This window comes from Exiguobacterium sp. CH10, assembly GCF_018617635.1.
Taxonomy (GTDB): Bacteria; Bacillota; Bacilli; order Exiguobacteriales; family Exiguobacteriaceae; genus Exiguobacterium; species Exiguobacterium aestuarii_A.
Genome location: NZ_JACSKO010000004.1, coordinates 15,256 through 38,842 on the forward strand (window position 1 = coordinate 15,256; position 23,587 = coordinate 38,842).

The 23,587-nt window shown below is 47.8% G+C and carries 25 protein-coding genes; 9 read left to right on the top strand and 16 right to left on the bottom strand.

All coding sequences use genetic code 11. The features are described 5' to 3' along the window. Positions 1–31: 31 nt before the first annotated feature. From KNP04_RS12290 to recX, 12 genes are all read right to left on the bottom strand, one after another. On the bottom strand, positions 32–1,102 hold the full coding sequence (locus KNP04_RS12290) for an ABC transporter substrate-binding protein (protein ID WP_214822244.1): 1,071 nt from the start codon (positions 1,100–1,102) through the stop codon (positions 32–34). After that, complete coding sequence (locus tag KNP04_RS12295) at positions 1,099–1,893, bottom strand: ABC transporter permease (protein WP_074033109.1); 795 nt, start codon at positions 1,891–1,893, stop codon at positions 1,099–1,101. The genes KNP04_RS12290 and KNP04_RS12295 overlap by 4 nt, the downstream gene beginning before the upstream one ends. Then, positions 1,890–2,711 (bottom strand): ABC transporter permease, encoded by an 822-nt coding sequence (locus tag KNP04_RS12300; RefSeq protein WP_214822242.1) that lies wholly within the window; start codon positions 2,709–2,711, stop codon positions 1,890–1,892. The genes KNP04_RS12295 and KNP04_RS12300 overlap by 4 nt, the downstream gene beginning before the upstream one ends. Beyond that, positions 2,698–3,804 (bottom strand): ABC transporter ATP-binding protein, encoded by a 1,107-nt coding sequence (locus KNP04_RS12305; protein WP_214785666.1) that lies wholly within the window; start codon positions 3,802–3,804, stop codon positions 2,698–2,700. The genes KNP04_RS12300 and KNP04_RS12305 overlap by 14 nt, the downstream gene beginning before the upstream one ends. A gap of 21 nt (positions 3,805–3,825) precedes the next feature. Then, the gene (locus tag KNP04_RS12310; protein ID WP_214747136.1) at positions 3,826–4,365 is read right to left on the bottom strand and encodes a helix-turn-helix domain-containing protein; all 540 of its coding nucleotides are present in this window, start codon (positions 4,363–4,365) and stop codon (positions 3,826–3,828) included. A gap of 151 nt (positions 4,366–4,516) precedes the next feature. Then, a complete protein-coding gene (locus KNP04_RS12315) occupies positions 4,517–4,786 on the bottom strand; it encodes a YfhJ family protein (protein WP_074033105.1) in 270 nt (89 codons plus the stop codon). Next, positions 4,783–5,097, bottom strand: a complete 315-nt coding sequence (locus KNP04_RS12320) for a YfhH family protein (RefSeq protein ID WP_074033104.1) — start codon at positions 5,095–5,097, stop codon at positions 4,783–4,785. The genes KNP04_RS12315 and KNP04_RS12320 overlap by 4 nt, the downstream gene beginning before the upstream one ends. A gap of 71 nt (positions 5,098–5,168) precedes the next feature. Continuing rightward, on the bottom strand, positions 5,169–6,347 hold the full coding sequence (locus KNP04_RS12325) for an RtcB family protein (protein WP_214876461.1): 1,179 nt from the start codon (positions 6,345–6,347) through the stop codon (positions 5,169–5,171). A 9-nt stretch (positions 6,348–6,356) separates the two neighbouring features. Further along, entirely contained in the window at positions 6,357–8,402 is a 2,046-nt protein-coding gene (locus KNP04_RS12330; RefSeq protein WP_214876463.1) for an ABC transporter ATP-binding protein, read from the bottom strand. Between the two features lie 22 nt (positions 8,403–8,424). Next, a complete protein-coding gene (locus KNP04_RS12335) occupies positions 8,425–10,149 on the bottom strand; it encodes an ABC transporter ATP-binding protein (protein WP_214876465.1) in 1,725 nt (574 codons plus the stop codon). Positions 10,150–10,469: 320 nt separating this feature from the next. After that, positions 10,470–12,110, bottom strand: coding sequence for an L-lactate permease (locus tag KNP04_RS12340; protein ID WP_214876467.1), 1,641 nt, complete (start codon positions 12,108–12,110; stop codon positions 10,470–10,472). A gap of 48 nt (positions 12,111–12,158) precedes the next feature. Beyond that, positions 12,159–12,971, bottom strand: a complete 813-nt coding sequence (recX, locus tag KNP04_RS12345; RefSeq protein WP_214876468.1) for a recombination regulator RecX — start codon at positions 12,969–12,971, stop codon at positions 12,159–12,161. Between the two features lie 145 nt (positions 12,972–13,116). Between recX and KNP04_RS12350 the strand changes: the two genes are divergently transcribed. From KNP04_RS12350 to KNP04_RS12370, 5 genes are all read left to right on the top strand, one after another. Further along, positions 13,117–14,025 (top strand): TIGR01777 family oxidoreductase, encoded by a 909-nt coding sequence (locus tag KNP04_RS12350; protein WP_214822231.1) that lies wholly within the window; start codon positions 13,117–13,119, stop codon positions 14,023–14,025. Positions 14,026–14,037: 12 nt separating this feature from the next. Beyond that, positions 14,038–15,192, top strand: a complete 1,155-nt coding sequence (locus KNP04_RS12355; protein WP_214822229.1) for an amidohydrolase — start codon at positions 14,038–14,040, stop codon at positions 15,190–15,192. Positions 15,193–15,368: 176 nt separating this feature from the next. Beyond that, on the top strand, positions 15,369–15,935 hold the full coding sequence (locus KNP04_RS12360; protein WP_074033096.1) for a GNAT family N-acetyltransferase: 567 nt from the start codon (positions 15,369–15,371) through the stop codon (positions 15,933–15,935). 168 nt (positions 15,936–16,103) lie between these two features. Continuing rightward, entirely contained in the window at positions 16,104–16,793 is a 690-nt protein-coding gene (locus KNP04_RS12365) for a response regulator transcription factor (protein WP_074033095.1), read from the top strand. Then, complete coding sequence (locus tag KNP04_RS12370) at positions 16,790–18,181, top strand: sensor histidine kinase (RefSeq protein WP_214747166.1); 1,392 nt, start codon at positions 16,790–16,792, stop codon at positions 18,179–18,181. Before KNP04_RS12365 ends, KNP04_RS12370 begins: the two co-directional genes overlap by 4 nt. Positions 18,182–18,204: 23 nt before the next feature. Here KNP04_RS12370 and KNP04_RS12375 read toward each other — a convergent pair whose 3' ends face one another. Beyond that, entirely contained in the window at positions 18,205–18,492 is a 288-nt protein-coding gene (locus KNP04_RS12375; protein ID WP_214822225.1) for a hypothetical protein, read from the bottom strand. Between the two features lie 118 nt (positions 18,493–18,610). Here KNP04_RS12375 and KNP04_RS12380 point away from each other — a divergent pair, with 118 nt between their 5' ends. Continuing rightward, positions 18,611–18,817: a hypothetical protein gene (locus tag KNP04_RS12380; protein ID WP_074033092.1), complete on the top strand. Its 207-nt coding sequence runs from the start codon at positions 18,611–18,613 to the stop codon at positions 18,815–18,817. Between the two features lie 28 nt (positions 18,818–18,845). Here KNP04_RS12380 and KNP04_RS12385 read toward each other — a convergent pair whose 3' ends face one another. From KNP04_RS12385 to KNP04_RS12395, 3 genes are read right to left on the bottom strand one after another with little or no spacing between them, the layout of a single operon-like run. Further along, entirely contained in the window at positions 18,846–19,295 is a 450-nt protein-coding gene (locus tag KNP04_RS12385; RefSeq protein WP_214747524.1) for a cytidine deaminase, read from the bottom strand. A gap of 50 nt (positions 19,296–19,345) precedes the next feature. After that, a complete protein-coding gene (gene rlmD, locus KNP04_RS12390; RefSeq protein WP_214822212.1) occupies positions 19,346–20,722 on the bottom strand; it encodes a 23S rRNA (uracil(1939)-C(5))-methyltransferase RlmD in 1,377 nt (458 codons plus the stop codon). Next, positions 20,719–20,928: a hypothetical protein gene (locus KNP04_RS12395; RefSeq protein ID WP_015880867.1), complete on the bottom strand. Its 210-nt coding sequence runs from the start codon at positions 20,926–20,928 to the stop codon at positions 20,719–20,721. The genes rlmD and KNP04_RS12395 overlap by 4 nt, the downstream gene beginning before the upstream one ends. Positions 20,929–21,013: 85 nt before the next feature. On the opposite strand from KNP04_RS12395, the gene yfkAB reads away from it, so the two are divergent. The 3 genes from yfkAB (at position 21,014) to KNP04_RS12410 (ending at position 23,553) form a co-directional block, all read left to right on the top strand. Further along, entirely contained in the window at positions 21,014–22,120 is a 1,107-nt protein-coding gene (gene yfkAB / locus KNP04_RS12400) for a radical SAM/CxCxxxxC motif protein YfkAB (protein WP_214876470.1), read from the top strand. Between the two features lie 74 nt (positions 22,121–22,194). After that, entirely contained in the window at positions 22,195–22,368 is a 174-nt protein-coding gene (locus KNP04_RS12405; protein ID WP_251129947.1) for a hypothetical protein, read from the top strand. 60 nt (positions 22,369–22,428) lie between these two features. Then, positions 22,429–23,553, top strand: a complete 1,125-nt coding sequence (locus KNP04_RS12410) for an MFS transporter (protein ID WP_251129949.1) — start codon at positions 22,429–22,431, stop codon at positions 23,551–23,553. The last annotated feature ends 34 nt before the right edge of the window (positions 23,554–23,587 follow it).

Below are 23,587 nucleotides of genomic sequence, written 5' to 3' on the forward strand. Positions count from 1 at the left end.
TCTAACTCTCAAACAATAATAATATGTTTTATTATTTGCTCTGCATTTTAAAGCGTAAATACAATTCGTTATAGTAAGCGTTCATCCGCTTCCCTAAGTTTTCATACACTTCAAGTTCTTGCGTCACTTCGCGAGATGGGTAGAACCGCTCATCTGACGTTACTTCTTCATCTAAAAACTCGAGTGCTGCTTCGTTCGGAGTCGAATAGCCGACATAGTCCGTATTTCGCGCTGCAATCTCTGCATCTAGCATGAAGTCGATGAATTGATGCGCACCGTCCACATTTTGTGCCGTACTTGGAATGACGAGGTTATCGAACCAAAGATTCGTTCCTTCTTCCGGAATGACATACGTTAGTTCTTCATTTTCGTACATGATTTCCGACGCATCTCCAGACCAAACGACAGCCGCTGCCGCTTCACGGTTTGCCATCAACATTTTGATTTCATCCCCGACGATTGCTTTGATGTTTGGCCAAAGCGTCTCTAGCTTTTGTTCCGCTTCAATCAACTCATCTTTGTTCGTTGTATTGAGCGAATAGCCGAGCGAGTTCAAGCCGAAGCCCATCACTTCTCGTGTTCCGTCTGCAAGAAGGATGTCATTTTCAAGCGGCATCTCCCACAAGTCGTTCCACGATGTGATTTCACCATCGACCATTTCGGGATTATAGACAATCCCGACCGTTCCCCAGAAGTAAGGGACCGAGTACTTGTTACCTGGGTCGAACGATTTATCGAGAAAGCGTGGATCGATGTTATCGAAATTCTCAAGCTTCTCGTAGTCGATTGGAAGCAACAAATCCTCTTCAATCATCTTACTAATCGCATAGTCTGAAGGAACGGCTACATCGAACGCCGTACCCCCTTGCTCAATTTTCGTGAGCATCGCCTCGTTCGAATCGAACGTCTGATAGACAACTTTTAGTCCACTCTGTTCTTCGAACTCACCAATCAAATCCTCATCGATATAGTCTCCCCAGTTATAGACGACAAGCGTATTGTCGCCACCAAATCCTTGCGCAGCGTTCAATTGCTGAATCCAAAGAAGGAGACCGAAGCTGACAATCAACGGAACAGCCAGCATGATGATTAATTTTTTCATCGTCTAACCTCCTTTGCTCCTCGTTGCGCCAACACATAATATCCAATGACAAGGATGAGGGTGAAGACGAACAAAATCGCAGATAACGCATTGATTTCAAGCGAGATTCCTTGACGAGCCCGCGAGTAGACTTCTACTGCAAGTGTCGTGAACCCGTTCCCTGTCACGAAGAACGTGACTGCAAAGTCATCTAATGAATACGTGAGTGCTGTGAAGAATCCGGCGAACACACCTGGTGTGATATAAGGGAGAATGACTTTCGTCAACACATCCCATGTACTTGCCCCTAAATCACGCGACGCATCGATCAGCGTCGGGCTCATCTCTTGAAGTTTCGGCAACACCAAGATGACGACAATCGGAACCGAGAACGCGATGTGCGACAAGAGAACCGAATAGAAGCCTAACTGAATCCCGAGCATCGTGAAGAGAATCAAGAACGATGCCCCGATGATAACGTCCGGACTGACAATCAAGACGTTGTTCAAAGACAACAGGGATGTCTTCGTATACTTTTGTTTCGCCGTATAGATGGCGAGCGCCCCGATGACACCGAGCACGGTCGAAATTGTCGCCGATAATAGGGCGATGACGATCGTGTTCAAGACGATGACAAGAAGTCGCGTGTCCGTGAAGAGTGACTTATACCACTCAAGGGTGAATCCTTCGAAGTTACTCATTGTCCCGCCACTGTTGAACGAGTAGAAGACGAGATATAAGATTGGCGCGTATAAAATGAAGAACACGGCCGCCAAGTATAGGTTTGATAGTTTGAATCGTTTACGTTTCATCGACGGACCGCTCCTTTCGCACCCCAGTCACGCGTGATGACCATGACGAGAACCATCGCCAAAATCAAGAAGACGGCAATCGTAGATCCCATCCCCCAGTTTTGCGTAACGAGGAATTGTTGTTCAATCGCTGTACCGAGCGTGATGACACGGTTTCCTGCGATCAGGCGTGTGATCATGAAGAGTGACAACGCCGGAATAAAGACAATTTGAATCCCTGACTTGACGCCGTCAAGCGTCAACGGGAAGATGACACGTCGGAACGTCGTCCAGTTCGATGCACCTAAGTCGCGTGATGCATAGACGAGAGATGGTGGTAATTTTTCAATCGCGTTGTAAATCGGCAAAATCATGAACGGAATGAAAATGTATACCGAGACGAAGACGAAACTGAAGTCCGTGAAGAGAATCTGTTTCGTTCCAATCCCGATCGCCTCTAAAAACTGATTCGTGATGCCGTACGTTCCAAAAATCCCAAGGAATGCGTACGCTTTTAATAACAAGTTAATCCATGACGGAAGCAAGATGAGCAAAAGCCAAAGTTGCTTATGCCTCGTCTTCGTCAACAAATACGCCGTCGGGTACCCGACGAGTAGTGAGAAAAACGTAATCAGGAACGCGTACCAAAATGATGATAACGTCATCGACAAGTACGTCGAAGAGAAGAACGTCTGATAGTTTTCTAAACTCAAGTTCCCGTCGATATCAAAAAACGAATAATAGACGACGAGGACGAGTGGCGCGACGACGAATAAGGCAATCCAAATCCAATATGTCGTCAAATATACCGTCTTTGCGGTCTGGTTAGTTTGATTCATGAGGGACCTCCTCATAGGATTCGAGACGACGGTCGAACTCTTCTTCTGTCTCTCCTAATCGCATGACGTGAATCGCTTCCTCGTCAAACGTCAATCCGATTTTTGATCCGACGGTCGACTTCTTCGTCGAGTGAACGAGCCACTCGTTCCCTTCTTGGTCGTAACAGCAAATCTCATAGTGAACGCCGCGGAACAGTTGTGAATCAACATCGACAATCAGTTTCGCAGAATCGATGGATGTCATCTCCAAGTCTTCCGGACGAATGATAACCTCGACTTTTTCGTTACGGTCAAACCCTTGGTCGACGCAATCGAACGTTTTGCCAGCGAACGTGACGACATTGTCTTCTGGCATGACACCCGGTACGATATTCGATTCTCCGATGAAGTCTGCGACGAATCGGTTAATCGGTTCGTCGTAAATATCAGTCGGTGTCCCGCTCTGAACAATTTTCCCGTTGTTCATGACGAAAATCTCATCGGACATCGCGAGCGCCTCTTCTTGGTCGTGTGTGACGAAGATGAAGGTGATGCCGAGACGTTGTTGCAACTCACGTAATTCATATTGCATTTCTGTACGAAGTTTCAAATCTAAGGCAGACAACGGTTCATCGAGGAGGATGACCTCTGGCTCGTTCACGATTGCACGGGCGATGGCGACACGTTGACGTTGCCCACCTGACATCTCATCGATTTCGCGCGAGCCGTATCCTTCTAAGTTAACAAACTTGAGAGCTTGCTCCACTTTCGCTTTAATGTCTGCTTCTTTCAACTTTTTAATGCGGAGACCGAACGCGACGTTTTCAAATACGTTCAAATGAGGAAACAGCGCATAATCTTGAAATACGGTGTTCACTTGTCGTTTGTTGGCGGGTACATCGTTGATTCGCTTCCCACTGAAGTGAATATCACCTTCAGTCGCGTCGGTAAATCCGGCGATGAGACGTAGGATTGTCGTCTTCCCACATCCCGATGGACCGAGAAGCGTATAAAACTTCCCACGCTCAATCTCAAAACTGATATCTTCTAGGACGACAGTGTCGTCGTAACGCTTTGACACGTGGTCAAAACGAATAATTGTCTCTGCATTCATGCTGTTTCCTCCTCTATTGACTTATAAATAAGAATGGGTCGCTACGATGAGACATTCACTTTCGCCATCGTGATCGTTGACGAGTTGGTGTGAATCCGAGGCGACATAATACATTGTTTCCCCTGCTTTAGCGAAATAAGTGTGATGACCTAACTTCAGCGCCACTTTGCCGGACAAGACGTATACCAATGTCTCTGAACGGGAAGGTTCATATTGCTTAAATTCTCCGTTTTTGAAAAAGGTGACGAGAATCGGCTCCATCTCTTTTTCATTTGATTCTGGAATGAGCCACTCCGTCCGATATTTTCGTTCCTCATCCGTATATGTGGTGCGGTCATCGACGGTGTATACGACTTTTTGATTCAAGTCTTCATCGAAGAACTCTTTTGGTGAACTTCCAAGGACGCTCAACAAATCAAATAACGTCTCTAATGAAGGAGAGCTTAAATCACGTTCGATTTGAGAGATGTATCCTTTACTCAAATCCGTACGCTCCGCTAACTCCTCTTGGGTCAATCCTTTTTTTATCCGGAGTCGCTTAATGTTTTGACCTACTTCCAACGACTGAACGCCTCCTTCTAGTTTAGTGAAACATGAGTTCAACTAAAGAAAGTTTATCTATACTATACTTACAAGCAAACTATTAGCGACCTTCATTATAACGAACTGAATGAGAATTGCAAATAAAAAATCACGCCGCAACGGACGTGATTCAATGTAAATTTCGTTTTGACATCAAGTGCTTAAACTTCTCGTTCTTCGTTTGGAACAAATGGAGCTGTGCGCCGTATGCATCAATCTGTTGAATGACGTATTGAAACGCTTTCGCTTCTCCTGGATACGGTTCGCCTGCCTTGGCGAGCGACGTCTCAAAGTCTTCCCATAGCACTTCGACCCATGTGATGGCTTCCGAATCGTTTAGCACGTCGTTCTTCTCTTTTAGAATGGCCGCGAGCCGCTCGTATTGTTCGTTTCGGTTCATCGTTTCACCTCCGACAGTTCAGAGAGTGGGATGGCGCGTTCTGTCATGTCCCCTTCAAACGTACCCCAACCCATGACACCGTTGACGAATTTTAAGCGGAACGGTTGGTCGTTGTAGTTGACGACATATGTTTCACCGGGACGAAACGATGTCGGGTCGACCAAATAGCTTTCGGCAATCGCAATCCGTCGAAGGACAACTTCGATTTCGCTGACCATGCCCATTTGTTCAGCCTTCCGCTTTCTCTCATGCAAGGCTTGAATCTCTTGCTCTAACTCATATTTCGATAAATCACTTAACCGCTTTTCCATTTCGTTCACCTCGATGTAAGCGTATCAGATTTTGCGAAAAAAAGAAAAAGGCGAGACTGAGTGAAATTCACTCAGTTCGCCTTGAAGTTGTACAACGGTTTGATGACTTGATCGATGCTGACCGCCGGTTCGATGTAACGGATAATCTCTTTCATCGATTTGTAGACGAATGGTGACTCATCCACGGTCGACGGTCGAACCGATGTCGACCATACGCCTTCCATCGTACGTTTGAATTCTTTGAAGTCGACTCGTTTGCGCGCGGCTGAACGGGACATGATCCGACCTGCTCCGTGAGGACCAGAGAAGTTCCAGTCCGGGTTCCCTTTCCCCGTACAGATGAGCGAACCGTCTCGCATGTTCATCGGAATGATGACACGCTCTCCTTCTTGCGCGGAGATGGCTCCTTTACGCAGAATCATTGCGTCATGGTCGATATAGTTGTGAACGGTGTCGAATTGATTGACGACGTTCCACTTCATCGCTTCCACAATCACATCCGTCATCGCTCGACGGTTCGCTGCTGCGTATTGTTGGGCGATTCGCACGTCATGCATGTAATCGTCCATATCCTCCCCTTCGACATAAGCCAGGTCACGGAATGGTTTCCGCGCTTCACGTTCCGCTTCCAGATACGTCGAGATGTCTTGTTGCCGTCCAGTATCCTTCAATCGTTCGATTGCTTCTTTTACATCGTTCGTTTCCATCATGTGTTGAATCGCGCGCTCTTGATAATGGTCGGCAATCTGTACCCCGAGATGGCGCGAACCCGAATGAATGACGAGAAACGTACGTCCCTGGTCATCCCGGTTCACTTCAATGAAATGGTTCCCCGAGCCGAGTGACCCGACCGAGCGCAAGGCACGGTCGAGTTTATACGGCGCTCGAACCGCTTCAAGCGGAAGTTCAGACGCGTACGGATGAACCGTCTCGCGAATGTTCATCCCGCTCGGTACGAGTTCGCGGATCACGTCATCGAGTCGCTGAAAGTCGATTCGTTTGACTTTGATTTCAGTACAAAGCATCCCACATCCTAAATCGACACCGACCAAGTTCGGTACGACTTTATCGTGAATCGTCATCGTCGTGCCAACGACTGACCCTTTCCCGGCGTGCATATCTGGCATGATACGAATCGATGCTCCTTCTGTGAACGGTTGGTCGAGAAGGGTTTGAATCTGATTCCGCGTCATGTCATCGATACGTTCATTGAATACTTTGGCGCGGTTATATTTCCCCGTGATTTCCATGTGACCTCCTTAACTGATCGCTTGTTGCTTACTTTGTAATTCGTGCATTCGGGCATAGACGCCACCGAATTCGATGAGCGACTGATGATTCCCACGTTCGATGATTCGACCATGGTCGAGAACGAGAATTTGATCCGCTTCCCGAATCGTCGAGAGTCGGTGGGCGATGACAAACGTCGTTCGACCGAACGTGAGTGTTTTGAGTGCTTCTTGAATCAGTGCCTCGGTCTCCGAGTCGACACTCGCTGTCGCCTCATCGAGGACGAGGATGGCCGGGTCAAAGACGAGAGCGCGAGCGAAGCTGATCAATTGTCGTTCCCCACTCGAAAGGGAAGCACCGCGTTCAATTACTGGTTCATCGATTCCTTTTGGCAACTGCTTCACGAAACGGTCCGCCCCTACGGCTGTCAGTGCTTTCCATACTTGGTCATCTGTAATGGATTCATCTCCAAGTGTGATGTTTGTTCGAATCGTTCCAGTGAACAGGAACGGGTCTTGTAAGACGATTCCGAGGTGGTCTCGTACTGCCTGAGTCGGCAGTTTCGTCACGTCCATTCCATCGATGCGGAGAACGCCTTTCGATGGGTCATAAAAACGCATGAGCAAGTTCATGATCGAACTCTTCCCACTGCCCGTATGTCCAACAAGGGCAATCGTCTCGCCTGGAGCCGCGTGTAGTTCAATCTGTTGCAATACCGGTTTCCCTGCTTCATAACTGAATGTCACATCATCAAAGACAACTTCCCCTTTAAATCGTGGAATACGCTCCGATGAGACCGGCTCTCCTTTTTCATCGAGCAACTGGAACATCCGGTCGGCCGATACGAGCGCTTGTTGAAGCGGTGATAACTGGTTCATGATTTGTGTCACTGGCTCAAAAATACGCGAGACGTAATCGATATAGGCATACAAGATCCCGAGTGTCAGGATGCTTCCCCCACCGAGTGTTTGTGCCCCGACAAACCAGATGAGTAAGGCGAGCGCCATGTTTCGGAAGAAGTTGACCAAGTTATGACTCATCAATGCATCCAATTTCAATAGTTTTCGTCTCGTTTGGAAGTTGTCACTGTTCTTCTCATTAAACTCGTCGTAAACGAGATCTTCGCGAACATACGATTGAATGATCGGCATCGTCTGAATGCTTTCATTCAACTGTGCATTCATATCCGCGACGAGCGCACGGACGCGGAAGTTATTTTTCGTCGAGAAGCGCTGGAACAATTTGATCCAGACGATGACGACCGGGATGATGATGAGTGAGACGAAGCCTAGACGTACGTCTAGGAAGAACATCGCAATCAGTACCCCAATCATCATGACGACGCTTTGGAAGACGCGGGCAAGCACCCCTAAATACAGGTCTCGAATCGTCTCCGTGTCGTTCGTGACACGACTGACAATTTTCCCGATTGGCGTCTGGTCAAAATAGCGTACCGGGATCGTTTGTAGATGCTTCATCACGTCAAGGCGCATCGTTTTCACGATACTGTGCGCCGAGCGTTGCAAGAGCATTTGTTGTCCCCAGTTCAATCCGGCTGCGAGTAGCAATAGGACGACATAGAGACCAGACAGCATGAGCACTGCTCGTAAATCTGTTTGATAAAACTGGAACACGTCGGTCGACGAGAGCGAGACGATATTTTCATATGTCGCCGTCTCATCACCTCTTGTGATCGTCAACACGTCTCCTTCGACGTCTCGGATTCCACCGCTCATCACAGCATCAGGGACGAGATAGTATCCGTCCGTCGTCTGCACGATGGAGACAGGCTGAACCACGTCTTGCCCATCAAACCTCGTTTCTTTCTCGTACGAGTTTCCATTAAAGGAAACGCTACCGCCAGACTCGACTTGAACCCAATCACGTTCGATGGCGACGATATGCTCATCGATAATGATTTTGGCGATATACGGTCCGGCAAGTTCTGCACCGACCGCTAAAAAGAGTAATGTCAATCCGAGGAAGATCGAGCGTTTCACTTGTTTGGCGTACCCAACGAGTGAACGGATCGTTTTCTTCCGACGGACTGGATCTAATTCATATTGATCGATCATGAGAGATTCCCCCTTTCCCGGATTACTCCGACTCTCCTTGTCGAATAAATTGTTCATAGTACCAACCGTGGCGTTCCATCAGTTGGTCATGTGTGCCACGTTCTGTGACACGCCCGTCTTGAAGGACGAGGATTTGATCAGCGTGCGCCACCGCAGAAAGACGGTGTGCGACGATGAATGTCGTTTTCGCTTCGCGGCTCGTACGAACGGAATCGATGATGCGTGATTCTGTCTTCGCATCGACCGCTGAGAGCGAATCGTCAAGGAGTAGAATCTCAGGATTCTTCAACAACGCTCGTGCAATCGACAGACGTTGTTTCTGTCCGCCTGACAGCATGACACCCTGTTCTCCGACTACCGTATCTAAACCATTCTCTAAATGTTCAATATCTGTATCAAACGCCGCGAGACGAATCGCCGTCTCTAGCGCCTCATTCGAGACATCATCCACTCCGAAACGAATGTTATCGCGAACCGTTTTCGAGAAGAGAAGATGTTCTTGTGACACATAACCACTCCAGCCACGAACCGTTTCGAGTTTGATGTCCGAAATCGGCACGCCGTTCACGAGAAGTGAATCATCAATCGGATACTCCCGAAGTAACTGACGCAATAACGTCGTCTTCCCGGCCCCGGTCGGTCCGACGACCCCAATCGTCTCGCCACGCGAAACGTGCAGGACGATGTCCTCTAACGAATCACGATTCGCATTCGGATAACGGAATGAGAGCGATTTAAATGTGATTTTCTCCGGAACGTCGATCTGGACCGTCCCCGTAGAGGCAACGTCCGGAGCTTCGTTCATCGTCGATTCAATTCGTTCGAGACTCGCCGTTCCCCGTTGTACGACGTTGATCAGTTCACCGAATGCATACATCGGCCAAATGAGCATTCCTAAATAGATGTTGAACGAGACGAGCTGACCGAGCGTGATGTCGTTCGTAAAGACGAGATACGTCCCGAACGATAGCCCAATCAAATAACTGAGTCCGACAAGGAGTTTGATGACCGGTTCAAACAATACATCGATTTTTGCGACGTGCATGTTTTTCGCCATGACATCGTCTGTGATGTCATCAAACTTTTTCGTGTCCGCCTCTTCTTGAACGAATGATCGGACGACCCGGAGACCTGAAATTGACTCGACAACTTGGTCGTTCATCACTCCAAATGAATCCTGGGCTGCCGTGAAACGTGTATGAATTTGGCTTCCGAGTTTATTCATCGACCAAGCGAGAATCGGCATCGGCAAAAGTGCAGCAAGTGTCAACTTCCAATCGATGAATACACCCATGATCGTCAACGCGATGAGCGTCATGTTGAACGAATCGACTAATGTCATGACCCCAAATCCCGCTGTTCGCTCAACCGCTTTCAAGTCATTTGTCGCGAGTGCCATCAAGTCCCCCGTACGATGTTGTTGATAAAAGCGTGGCGTTTGTTTGAGGAGGTGACCGAAAAAACGACCTCTCAATTTCTTCTCAAGTAAAAAGGCTGTCCCGAATAGTCGGGCGATCCACAAGTACGACATCACATAAGACAACACCATGATGCCTAAAAGTGATGACACAATGAGGATCAATCGTTCTGTCGTCAAACTTCCTTCACGAATCGCATCGATTGCCTGTCCAATAATCCACGGTGGCAGCATATCTACAACTCCCGTGATGATGAGTAAGATGATGGCAATCAAATACGTCCGTTTCTGTCTTTTAATAAACCAATCTAATTGTTTAATCAGCTTCATGACTGATTTCCCCCTTCCGTCCAATCCACCTAAGCACGCAAAAAAGCGCACTCCACCTGATTGTGCAACCAATCAAATGAAGCGCGCTTGAAGTAGTCTTCAATCTTTTGCATGGTCAGGGAAAGGACACTACCCCTATCCAGCTGCCAAAGTCACGCAGTTAAATACGAGTAGCCATATGATGTTTTGAGTGTGTTTGTGAGTGCAATGTTGTTCATCATTCTGGCTCCTCTCGTTTCATAGTTTTAAAATCTACTCAAACCTTAGCAGACTGTTCTGAAAATTGTCAATATTATTTTGTAAAAAAATTGTAACTTGATTTAGTTTAAGAAAAACATGCCCAAAATGAGACCAATGACCCCTGTTGCCGTGACGTAATAAATCATCGGCATGAGCGTGTATCGAATGATAGTCCCTTCTTTACCGAGCAGTCCCGCAACAGAAGCAACCGCTACGACGTTCAACACACAGATCATGTTCCCCGCGTTCGCCCCTGCCATCTGCATCGATAAGGCGAGCGTATTATCGAGTCCGACCGATTCGGCTACGTTCGTTGTCAAACTTGAAAACATCATATTCGAGAAGGTCGCCGACCCCGAGACAAAGGCGCCGAGGGCCCCAATCCACGGTGCGACGAGCGGCCATACCCCACCGAACGTGTCAGCAGCTGCCGTCGCAAGTTCGACCGGCATCGATGCAAGTCCAGCTCCCCCATTTTCAGAGTGGATGAAAATACGAACCATCGGAACAGAGGCTGCTAACGTGATGACTGTCCCGACGATTCCAAACGTCGTCGCTTTAAAGACCGACGTCACTTGCGACCAACTCATGTTGTGCAGGAAGAATGTTGCGATGATCGTCAAGATGAACATGAAGCCCGGTGAGTAGAACGGCTCCCAAGACGTCGAGATTCCTTCTACGCCCAAAATGTTCGGCAGGTTGATCCGAACGCTCCGAGACAGTTCATTCAAAAACGGAACCGTACGGGTGAGGACTAAGAAAATTGTCAAGATGAGATAAGGCGCCCACGCTTTCCACTGCGGTAGTTCACGCTTGTTCGATGTTAACGTTACTTTTTCAGTGGATGGTTCCAGTTCGTCCATATATCCATCGAATGTCCATACGCGTTTCGGCATGAGAATCCCTTTACGCGCCATGGCTACGAGAATGACGAGACCCGTTAGTCCACCGAGCATTCCTCCAAATTCAAATCCAAGGACGAGTGTCCAAATGTAAGCTGGTACGCTATATAATAGCGCTGCCACGATTGCAATCGGAAATACTTCGAGCGCCGGTTTGATTGACTTCTCCTTGCTGAAGAAGCGCGTCAGCATCAAAATCAAAATGAACGGGATGAATAGACCGACAACCATATCGATCAATACGGTTTGCAAGACGACTTCCGTCAAAAAGGCAATTGACTCAGGTTGGTTCACGTCTAGCGAAAGACCATTCCCAATCCCGATGAGCGCCGGTGTCCCGACCGCTCCAAACGTGACAGCTGATACGTCCGCAGACAGTGCGATCACGACAGCAGCAATCGGCGGAAATCCGAGGGCGATTAAAAGCGGTGCCGCAACTGTCGCCGGTGTACCAAACCCTGAAGCCCCTTCAATGAATGAAACGAACAACCAACCGACAATCAGGACTTGAATACGCGGATCGGGTGTGATGTTGACGAATCCAGAGCGAATCGCATTCATTCCGCCCCCTTCTTTCATCGTATTCATCATCCCGATCGCACCATAGACAATCCATACAGTCGTCACGGCGATGACGAGCCCTTGCAGTGTCGCCGCCATGATCCGAGTCGCATCCAATTGCCAAACGAAGAACGCTAAAATCGCCGTCGTCACGAGTGACAAGGGCATGGCTACTGATGCAGGTAAACGCATAATTACCAATAAGATGAGCACGGCCACAATCGGCGTCAGTGCTGTAATCCATTCTAAAATCGTCAATGTAGACCCACCTTTTCGTGTTTTCCCCTACCGTAAACAGATGTCCCATCACGATTCTTCTTCAACGAGTCTCTCTAACGTACGTTCAATCACATCATACGGAAATCCTTTGCGACGAAGCTGCATCTTCATGCGCTGCTTGCGTTCGAACGCATCATACCCGCTGAACTTCCGATTCAACTTTTCAGCTTGCTTCAGACATGCCACAATCTCGACATCTTCGTCCTCTTCTTCCCAAAAAATTTGAATCGCCTCTGAAATAATATCAAAGGTAAACCCCCTTTGCATCAGGGTTTGTTGAATTCTTTGTTGCACTTCTGTGGCAGAACGACGATTTGTTTCCAATTGTTTCCGTTTTACGAACTTTCCAGCCTTTTCGACGAGTTCTTCGTGTGTGATTGATGCTAATACGGATTCAACAACGTCCGGTGGAATGCGGAGCTGTTCGAGCTCACGTTTGATTTTGATCGGTCCACTTGGACTCGTATTGAATTTGGTTTGGACATAAGCTTTCGCAAATTCCGCATCATTCAAGTAACGCTGCTCTTTCAGTCGCGTGATGGCATGTTTGATGGCAGTTTCGCTTAACTCCTTCTTCATGAGATAGTCCTGCACCTCTGAAATCGCACGCATTCGGTACGATAAATAATTGACGGCTAGTTTATAGGCCTTCTGTGCCTCTTCCGCCTCGAGCACATCCTGCACAAAGTCGTCTTCGAGCTCCATCCCTTTTGTAAGCCCGTACTTGATAAACACGTCAACATCGATGGCGAATGCGAACTCTTCTTTCCCTTCGCGTTCGATGAAGACGTTCAATCGGTCTTTATTCTTTTGTTGGGTCGTGAACTTCGCAATTTTCACAACGACTCCCCTCCATTTCATGTTTCTAACATATCACGTTCAGGAATCGGAAAGGATTTTTGATAAGTTAGAAGAAAGGGTATTCATCTGGATATACTGACTTATACCCATTTTAGAAACAACACATGATATCGGAGGGAATTTCATGAAAATCGCAATCACCGGTGGAACCGGGTTGATCGGTCAACCGCTCGTCCGCGCACTGGCTGACGCCGGTCACCAAGTCGTCGTCTTGACAAGACATCCACGTCCCCGCCATCGCGGGGTGTCGTTCATCGAATGGCTAACGCCAAATAGCAAGCCAGAAGAAGAGCTCGAAGGAACAGACGCATTCATCCATTTGGCAGGTGCGTCCATCAACGACGGACGCTGGACCCATAAACAGAAGCAAGCCATCCTCCAAAGTCGAATCGAAGGGACAAAGGAAGTCGTCCGAATCATTCAACAGTTAAAACATAAACCTCAAGTCGTCATCAGCGGCTCGGCAATCGGCATATACGGGGAAGACCGTTCCATCACGTATTCAGAAGAAACCCCATTACCGACACGAACCAATTTCCTCGGGAATGTTTGTGTACTCTGGGAACAAGAAGCTGAACCGATTCGCGATTTGGGCGTTCGTCTCGTGACGATGCGTACAGGCGTCGTCTTATCCAATGATGGCGGTGCGTTCCCATTAATGAAACTCCCCTATCAATTCGGAGTCGGTGGTAAAATTGGATCCGGAAAGCAGTGGGTTCCATGGATTCATTTAGATGATCTCGTGCGGTTGTTCGTGCATATCATCGAAACGGATACAATCGAAGGTCCTGTAAACGGAACCGCCCCTACACCGGTGACGATGAATGAGTTCGGGAAGACGATCGCGAAGGTGATGCATCGTCCTCACTGGATCCCGGCACCCGCCCCAATGATGAAACTCGCACTCGGTGAAAAGAGTGTCATCGTTTTAGAAGGAGCAAAAGTCGTACCGACCAAAGCGCTCCAACATGGCTTTGATTTCCGATATGACACATTAGAACCCGCATTAAAAAACCTATTACAAGATGCTTAAGGAGAATGAATCGTGAGTCACTTACTTATTCGAAACGCCCATATTTATCCGATTACCGCCCCCCATTTTTACGGAGACGTCCGTGTCCGTGATGGAAAGATTGTCGAAATGGCCGAATTACTCGACCCCATAGACAACGAGAATGTTATCGAAGCGGAAGGAAACTTTTTATTCCCTGGTTTCATCGACGCGCATACCCATCTCGGTTTATACGACGAGGGGACAGGCTCTGTCGGGAACGACGCCAACGAAACGGTCGAAGCGATGACACCTCATGCTCGTGCCATCGACGGCGTCTACCCACTCGATGAAGGGTTCCAGGAAGCATTGATGGCTGGCGTGACCGCTGTCCAAGTCATGCCCGGGAGTATGAACGTCATCGGCGGTGTGACAAGTGTCATCAAAACGCACGGCCGCTATATTGATGATATGATTGTCCGCCGTCATGCGGGACTGAAGATGGCACTCGGCGAAAACCCGAAACGAATTCATAGTATGGGGAAAACGGGCGACCTGACGCGGATGGGAATCATGGGCTTGCTCCGTGAAGCATTTCGTACGGTCGGTTCAACGAAGACGATCGGCACGTTCGGGAGTCAGATGATCCAACTCGCCCTAGACCGCGACATGCCGATTCGTGTGCATGCGCACCGTGCAGACGATATTCTTTCGGTCGTCCGTTTTGCAAAAGAGTTCGACCTCGACTACCGCATCGAACATTGTACGGAAGGTCACCTCGTCGCAGAAAAGTTACAAGAGCTCGGTGTGAAACATGTCACCGTCGGACCGACCTTTACGCGAAAGTCGAAAATCGAACTTCAAAATAAGACGTGGGAAACGTACCGCATCCTCCATGAGCACGACATGATTGTTTCCATTACAACCGATCATCCGTACACGCCGGTGCAGTATTTAAATTTATGTGCTGGTCTTGCTGCACGCGAAGGGTTACCTGTCGATATTGCGCTACGAGGGATCACCATCAACCCTGCTGAATCACTCGGTGTTGACGACCGCATCGGCTCACTAGAAGTCGGAAAAGACGCCGATCTCGTGCTCTGGAATCACTTCCCGCTCGACTATTTAGCGAAGCCGATTATGACGATTGTTAATGGTGAAGTTGTCTATAAAACAGACCGTGCGGAAACGCATCATGAGGTCGAATAATTTTCATTATTTTTCATAAGCATTTTACGCATAATTTACTTGCTTTTTTAAAAATACTATATAAAATTATCTTGTAACTTCATAAAGCAGCCAAGGCGGTTCGAACAGCGAAGCCAGAAGTATGCTTTCGTTACGACTATTCTTCAGCGGTCTGAAATAGGAGGAGGAATGTAAAGGTGCTCAAATTTCGTGAGCTCACCGACTGCGCGGAGTTGTTCGAACTGATGCAACACCCAGATGTCTTTCCGTATGTCCGTCAAAAGACGGTCCACTTTGACGAGTTTTTATTTAGCACGAAGCAAATCATCGAGCTAGAAGAGCAAGGAAATATCATCTCACGTACCATCACGAACGAGTATGGCACCCCGATTGGGACGATCAGCTTGTTCGATGTCGAATCCGGCTATGGATTCCTCGGCACGTGGCTTGGCAAGCCGTATCACGGCAAAGGTTATAATCAAGTTGCGAAAGAGGCGTTCTTCTCAGAACTGTTCTTCGAGCTTGATATTGAAAGTGTGTTCTTAAAGATTCGTAAGTCGAATGAACGATCGATTGCTGCAGCAGAGAAGCTCCCGTACGCGTTTTGCGCGAATGAGCTTCGTTCTGAACTGCTCGCTGAAATCAACCAAGGTGATGTGGAATATGTATTATACGAAGTATCCAAATCGAGCTTCCAACTTTACTTGCACGCCCTTCACATCCCGGAATACGAAGTCCCTTACGAGGCACAACTCGAAGCATGAGCCAATTCTGTCAAAGAATTGGCTTTTTTGTGGCGTTTTTGTGTGGATTTGATGGAGGTAACTTGTCGGAGCCGAATAAATCTGTTCTAATTCGAAGAGATAGGTATGATAAAGGTATGAGGGATTCATCACAACTCTCGTTAACCGTTTCGTAAAGGAGAATGACATATGTCAGAATCAATGTTTCGTATCCTCGTAACTGATGACGAAGAACAAATGCGAGATTTACTTGTATCAAATTTAGAAAAAGAAGGGTATGAGACGGTCACCGCCTCAAACGGCCTTGAAGCCATCGCACGTTTAAAAGAAGAGACATTCCACCTTGTCTTACTCGACGTCATGATGCCGGAGCTCGATGGACTGACTGCCTGCATGCGCATCCGTGAGTTTTCGAACGTTCCGATCATTCTGTTGACGGCACGCTCTGAAGAACTTGACCGCATTCACGGTCTAAAAATCGGAGCAGACGACTACATCACGAAGCCGTTTAGCCCACGCGAGTTACTTGCCCGTATCGAAGCGACACTCCGTCGCACACATAGTTTTTCAAAAGAACAAGAAGCTACGTTTGATGTCGGCATTCTTTCCATCGATATCGAAGGTCGCGCCGTCAGCGTGAAAGGAAAAACCGTCAACCTGACACGAAAAGAGTTCGACTTACTCTACCTCTTCATCACGAACGACGAAAAAGTGTTCTCTCGTGAACAGTTGCTCGATCAAATTTGGGGAACCGAATACCACGGTAACCTCCGCACGGTCGACACGCACATTAAGACGCTACGTCTGAAACTCGGGGAGGCTGGAGGTTACATTCAAACTGTTTGGGGCATCGGATATAAATTCGAGGCAAACGGATGAAGCGATACACGATCCGGAAGCGGATTTGGATTACCATCTGGACAGCCAGCCTCTTCTCAGCGTTCGTGTTTCTGATCATGACGTTCTATTTGTACGACAAATTCTATATCCAAACGCAAGAAGAACTGCTCATCAACCGCGGAGAGAAACTCGTCACAATCTATAAGGCCGACGGTTTCTCTGACGCGTTTGCTGACAGTATGACGTATACGAACGAACTGACCGAAACGAAAGTATTCCTTTCCTCCGTTCGAGAAGATACACTCGGCTCCGGTAAGACGTTCCTACGGCAACAAGATCTCGAGCGTCTCCAAGACGGGTATGCCATTTCTGTCACACGGAAGCATCCGACCGAGGACGTCGATATATTAATGACCGCTTTTCCGCTCATACGTGACGGGGAACTCGATAATGCGCTCATCCTCTATATGGAACTCAGTAAAATCAGCGAACCGTTCCAACCGATTCGGCTCATGATCACGTTCTTACTCGTCCTCATGATCGTGAACTTGCTCCTTTTCGGTAAACAGATTATCGATACGATCATCCAGCCGCTCATCCAGATGAAACGCGCCTCACAAGTGTATGCGCAAGGTGATTTCTCACACCGCATCCCGATTGTGTATGATGATGAGATCGGCGAGTTGGCGGACACGCTCAACTCGATGGCAGAGTCGCTCGGACTCGTCGAAGAACAGCGAAAAGAGTTTCTCGCGAACGTCAGTCACGAACTCCGTACCCCACTTTCATACATTCGCGGGTACACGGAGATGCTTCAAGATGACACGTTGGATGAAAAAACTCGAGCACAGTATTATGACATCATCGAAAACGAGACGAATCGACTTCAACGTCTTGTCACGGACTTACTCGATCTCGCACAGCTAGAGCGCGATTCGTATCCGATGACGAAAGAACCCGTCGTGTATTCGCAAGTGCTTGAAGATGTCCTTTATCGACTCGAACCGATTGCCCGGGCAAAAGGAGTGACAATCGAATCCGATTTAGACTTCGACTTGATCATTCTTGGCGACCATGACCGACTCGAACAAGTCATCGGTAACCTTCTCGATAATGCACTCCGCTACACCGAGGCGGGCAAAACGATTTATGTGAAGACATTCGCCGAGACAAACTATGCGATCACAGAAATACGCGATGAAGGTCGAGGCATTCCGAAAGAAGATCTGGATAAATTGACGGAGCGTTTCTATCGTGTCAATAAATCACGGACACGAAAAGATGGCGGTACCGGTCTCGGGCTCGCCATCGCGAAACATATTATCGAACGACATGAAGGATCGCTTCACTTCAGCTCAGAAGTTGGGCAAGGGACGACGGTTACGGTCGGCTTACCTCTCTTACCAGAAGAAGCGTTCGATATGTAAAAAGGCAGCTGCGAGGCTGCCTTTTAAATGTCTTTTCCTTTATATTGATCGACCGACTCTTGCTCGAGTCGCTCTCGTTCTGCATGCGTCTGCGGGTATCCGTTCGCTTGCCATTCGGCACGGTGACTCGAATCGAGTTGCGTGAGACCTTGCTCCGCTTCATCCTGATTCGCATCTACACTTTCCCGCTCGTCCATCTTCTGCCACGTGTCTTCTTCCTCACGTTGCGAAAGCAGTGCCGCCACTTTCGGTGCGATAAGTGCTGCGCCTGCGACACCGAGTACAATCCCCATCAATACTTTACGATCCATTCTGTCCCCTCCTTCACTATGAAGTCTTCATTCCACTATTTCATCATCTTAAAACCCAAACCGAAAACGTTTACAACTTTTCAAGGAGTGGAATCTGTAGTGAGAAGGAGGCGATTGGATGGAAAAGAAACGACCTACGTCGAAACGTCCGTTTGATAACCCGGACGCTGTCGATACGGACAAAGAGAGTATTTTTGACGAGGACGGCATGCAAACCGTCGACCCGATTCCCGTCGAGGAATTGAATGAGCGGGTGAAGGATGAGAAGAACAAACGTCACTCCAAAGATGATTCGGTGAGTGAAAAGAAATATAAAGACGAATAAACAAGCTGCGGACAATCGTCCGCAGCTTTTACGTTAAGTCCTTTGGTGAAAATCCGTAAGGCAACATTTCTTCTTTTGTCATCACTTTTGTATCACCGTTCAAGTTCGCAAGGATTAAGGTAAAGTCCTCTCCTGCGAATTCGGCGATGACTTGACGGCACGCTCCACACGGTGAAATCGGACCTTCTGTGTCGCCGACGACAACGACCGTTTCAATCGAGTCACTACCTTCCGAGACAGCTTTGAAGATGGCTGTCCGTTCGGCACACATCGAAAGTCCGTACGAAGCGTTCTCTACGTTACATCCTGTAATCTCTTTACCAGATGCATCGATGACGACGGCTCCGACGTTAAATTTTGAATACGGTGTATAGGCGCGTTTGCGCGCTTCAATGGCTTTATGCACGAGTTCTTGTACGCGTTCTTGTGAAATCATTGGATGTTCCTCCACTTCTAAATTTGAGAAGAAGTCTGACATCTGAACTATAACGTGAAAACGCTTACTCGACAAGTCTTTTCACGGACTCGTCAATATTTTTTCTTTTTCTTTTTCTCGAACACGACGACCGATTCAACGTGAGACGTCTGCGGGAACATATCATACGGTTGCACGTAATTGACCTTGTATCCCGCTTTCATCAACTGATCGGCATCTCGCGCGAGCGTTTGCGGGTTACATGATACGTAAACGATTCGTTTCGTCTTCGATGAAATAATCGAGTTGATCAATTGATGATCCATCCCTGTTCGTGGCGGATCGACGACCACGACATCTGGAATCCAGCCATCTTTCACCCAACGTGGGATCCAGTGCTCGGCACGTCCTTCGACATACGTGACATGGTTATAGCCATTTTCACGCATATGATCATTCGCATCTTCGACCGCTTCCGGTACGACTTCCATCCCGCGAATTTCTTTTGCATAAGGTGCCAACCAAAGACCGATTGAACCAACACCTGCATAAGCATCGATAACACGTTCTTCACCCGTGAGCCCTGCCGCTTCAACGACTTCGCGATACATTTTTTCAGTTTGCGCCGGGTTCAATTGGAAGAATGCACGTGGTGATAGATGATAATGCACATCATCAAGTTGTTCATCCATCTTCTCTTGTCCTGCGATATGGACTGTCCGATAACCAAAAATCACACCTGAACGATTCGCGTTGATGTTGATATGGAATGAGACGACGTTTGGCAATTCCATGATTCGGTCACTTAATTCATCCAAGTCCGGAACATCTTCATGTCCGACGACCAAAACGACTTGTACATCATTCGTTTTGTAACCTGAGCGAACGACGACCGTCCGAGCATAACCTGTGTCACGACGTGCATCGTAGACGGGAATGTCGAGTTCGTTTAAAATACGGACAATCGCATTGTTGATGTTTGTCGTGTCACGTTGTTGAACCATACAGTGCTCGATTGGTACGAGATGGTTCGAATTCGGCTTGTAAAGACCGGACACGATTTTCCCACGGCGTGTACCGAGCGGGAACTGTGATTTATTGCGGTAATACCACGGATCATCCATACCGATTGTCGGACGGATATCCGATTTGTCCACGTTGAGTTTTGTCTTTTGACGGAAAGCGTTTCGAACGATTTCTTCCTTATACTCCATCTGCAGACGTGAACTCATATGTTGGATTTGACATCCACCACACTCATCGTAAATCGGACAAGGTGCTTTAACGCGATCTTTTGAGTCATTATCGCGTTTGACGACACGTGCCTCCGCGTAGTTTTTTTCGACACGCGTGATTTCAACTTTTGCTCGTTCTCCCGGCAATAAGTTCGGAATGAAGATAACCATGCGATTGATTGTCGCAATGCCTTCTCCATTGATGCCAAGTCGTTCGACTGTGACATCTTTAAAATCTCCTGTAATTAATTTCAATCTGATTCATCCTTTCGAGACGATTGTTCTAGGTCTTTGGCGTAACGCACAACTTTGGCGCGCAACGAATCAATGTCGGCTAACAGGCGATGTAAATCTTCAGGTGTCGTATGCTCATCTAGCGTATTGACCGATAGACATAGCAATTCCGTTCTCGATTTTAGGACGTTCATCTTTCCGGCGGTATCTGTACGTGATTTACCCATCTTGTAATCGCTCCTTTGGTTCGTGACAAAGAGTTGCTATTATAGCATACTATTTCGTGTAACTTGATGAAAAGGTGGAATCCACATGCAAAACATCTCCCCAACCTTCGACCCTTGGGAAGCCTATCTCGACCAAGTTGAACATGGTCGACTCGTCTTATCCAACGTCGAAGTAACCACAACAAAATTGTGTAACATGCGCTGCGAGCACTGTGCAGTCGGTTATATGCTCGACCAAACGGAAGAGCCGGAAGTACCGCTCGAACTGTTGATTCAACGGTTAGATGAAATTGAACATTTACGCGCTTTCTCGATTACAGGTGGCGAGCCGATGTTATCGATGAAGTCGGTTCGCAACTATGTCGTCCCGTTGTTGCGTTATGCGAAAGAACGTGGGGCACGTACGCAAATCAACTCGAACTTGACGCTACCGTTATCTCGCTATCATCTTATTACCCCTTACTTGGACGTTTTGCACATTTCGCATAACTGGGGCACCGATGCCGATTTCCTTGAAGGTGGATTTGCAATGATGGACCGGAAACCGAGTGAACAGGCCCGGTTAAAAATGCTCCAAACGATGAAAGATAACGCCCGCGCCCTTACCGCTGAAGGGATCATCGTGTCAGCAGAAACAATGATTAACAAACGGACAATTCCGCATTTAAAAGAAATTCATGAAGAAATCGTCTCACTCGGTTGCCAACGTCACGAGGTGCACCCTATGTACCCTGCAGATTTCGCTAGCGCACTCGAGTCGGCGTCACTCGCGGATACGCGACAAGCGATTCACGACTTGCTCGATGTCCGAGACGAGAACGTCTGGATGTTGTTCGGAACGTTACCATTCTATGCATGTTCTGATTTGCCGGAAGATCGCGCTTTATTGAAACGACTTCATGAATCGAAAAACGTGACGGTCCGAAACGATCCGGACGGCCGTTCACGCCTTAACACGAACATCTTTGATGGTCAGATTATTGTGACGGATTTTGGTGACGAGCTCGGTACACTCGGCACCGTATACGACACCTCATTCCAGGAAGCTTACGATACATGGACGAACAGTCAGTTAAATGCTACGCTTTCTTGTCATTGTCCCGCTGTGAAATGCCTTGGACCAAACGCACTCGTCAAGCAAGCCTATTATCCGAAGGTCGATTTCCAATCTCGTAAAGCTACTTCGTTTTAATTATTTCGATTCGGGAAATGTTCTGTATATTAACTGAATCGAGGTGTATATAGATGACAGCGATTTATGTATTCATGATCACTGTAATGGCCATTATTATTTTTGGTGGTGTGCTTAGCATCTTATTGACAGCCGCATTCGTTTCAGACAAAGTAGAGCATGATGAAATGTTTAGTCAAGGCAGTTGGGATGATGAATTGCTTCACTTGAATCACTCTCCACAACCGATTGACGACACAAAAAGCTGAGAACCTTCTCGGCTTTTTACTTTGACTTCATGAGGTGAATCCATGCTCCGCTTTCGTTTTATGATTTTACTATTGATCGTCTTTATATCCGGCTTGATTCAAGGTGCACTCATTCCCCTCCTCTCCACGTTGATTGAACGTGACGGAGCACCTGCTTGGGTGAACGGATTGAATGCGACGATGCTCTATGTCGGGGTAATCGTCTCTGCGCCGCTCCTTGAGCGCTTCGTCCGAAAGTACGGATTTCGTCCGACCATCGTCCTCGGAATTGCGTTAACCGCATTCGCGACTTTCGCTTTGCCCATCTGGCCGTCTTTACTCGTGTGGGCGATGATGCGTTTCTTTATCGGGTTTGGTGACTCTGCCCTCCACTACGGTTCACAAGTGTGGGTGACATCTTCTACGGATAAGCGAAGTCTCGGTCGCGCGATGGCATATTATGGGATGTCGTTCAGTCTAGGTTTCGCCGTCGGACCTTTACTTGCACCACTTGTCGATCTATGGTTTTGGTTACCGTTTTTGATCATCGTCTTTTTCTGTCTTGCCTCATTGATGCTCGTCTTTAAAGTCGAGAATGAGTTCCCTGAAATCGAGAAAGTGAAGACGGATTCGAAGGGACGCATCCGGTTGATTCTAGTCGGTGCAGGATACACGCTTCTCCCTGCGTTTACATACGGATTCCTGGAAGCGAGCTTGAATGCCAACTTCCCAATCTTTACGTCGCGTAACGGGATGAGCCTGACAGAGACGAGTACACTGATTACGACGTTCATCGTCATGTCGATCGTCGTCCAACTCCCTCTCGGTCGACTCGCTGACTTGTATGGGAAGAAACGAATTTTGCAAATCGTTCTGGCGTTCGGTACACTCGTCTTCGCTTTAGCGAATCTTGTTGTCGATCACTATGTCGGTCTACTCGTGCTGTTCGCTCTTGCCGGCGCAGGGTTAGGGTCGACGTATTCACTTGGTCTAGCACACATGACAGAGGTGCTCCCTCGCTCCCTCCTCCCGACTGGCAACATGCTGTATAGCATCTCATTCAGTATCGGCTCGATTTCAGGACCGATGATTGGCGCCTATTGGTTATCGCTTCCGAAAGAGGTTTACTTCTTCATGTATACGCTGATTTTAGGCATTCTCGCATTGCGACTCTTCACCTCTAAGTCAAAACCGATCAATATATAAAGAGGCAGATGGTTCCCATGAACCATCTGCCTCT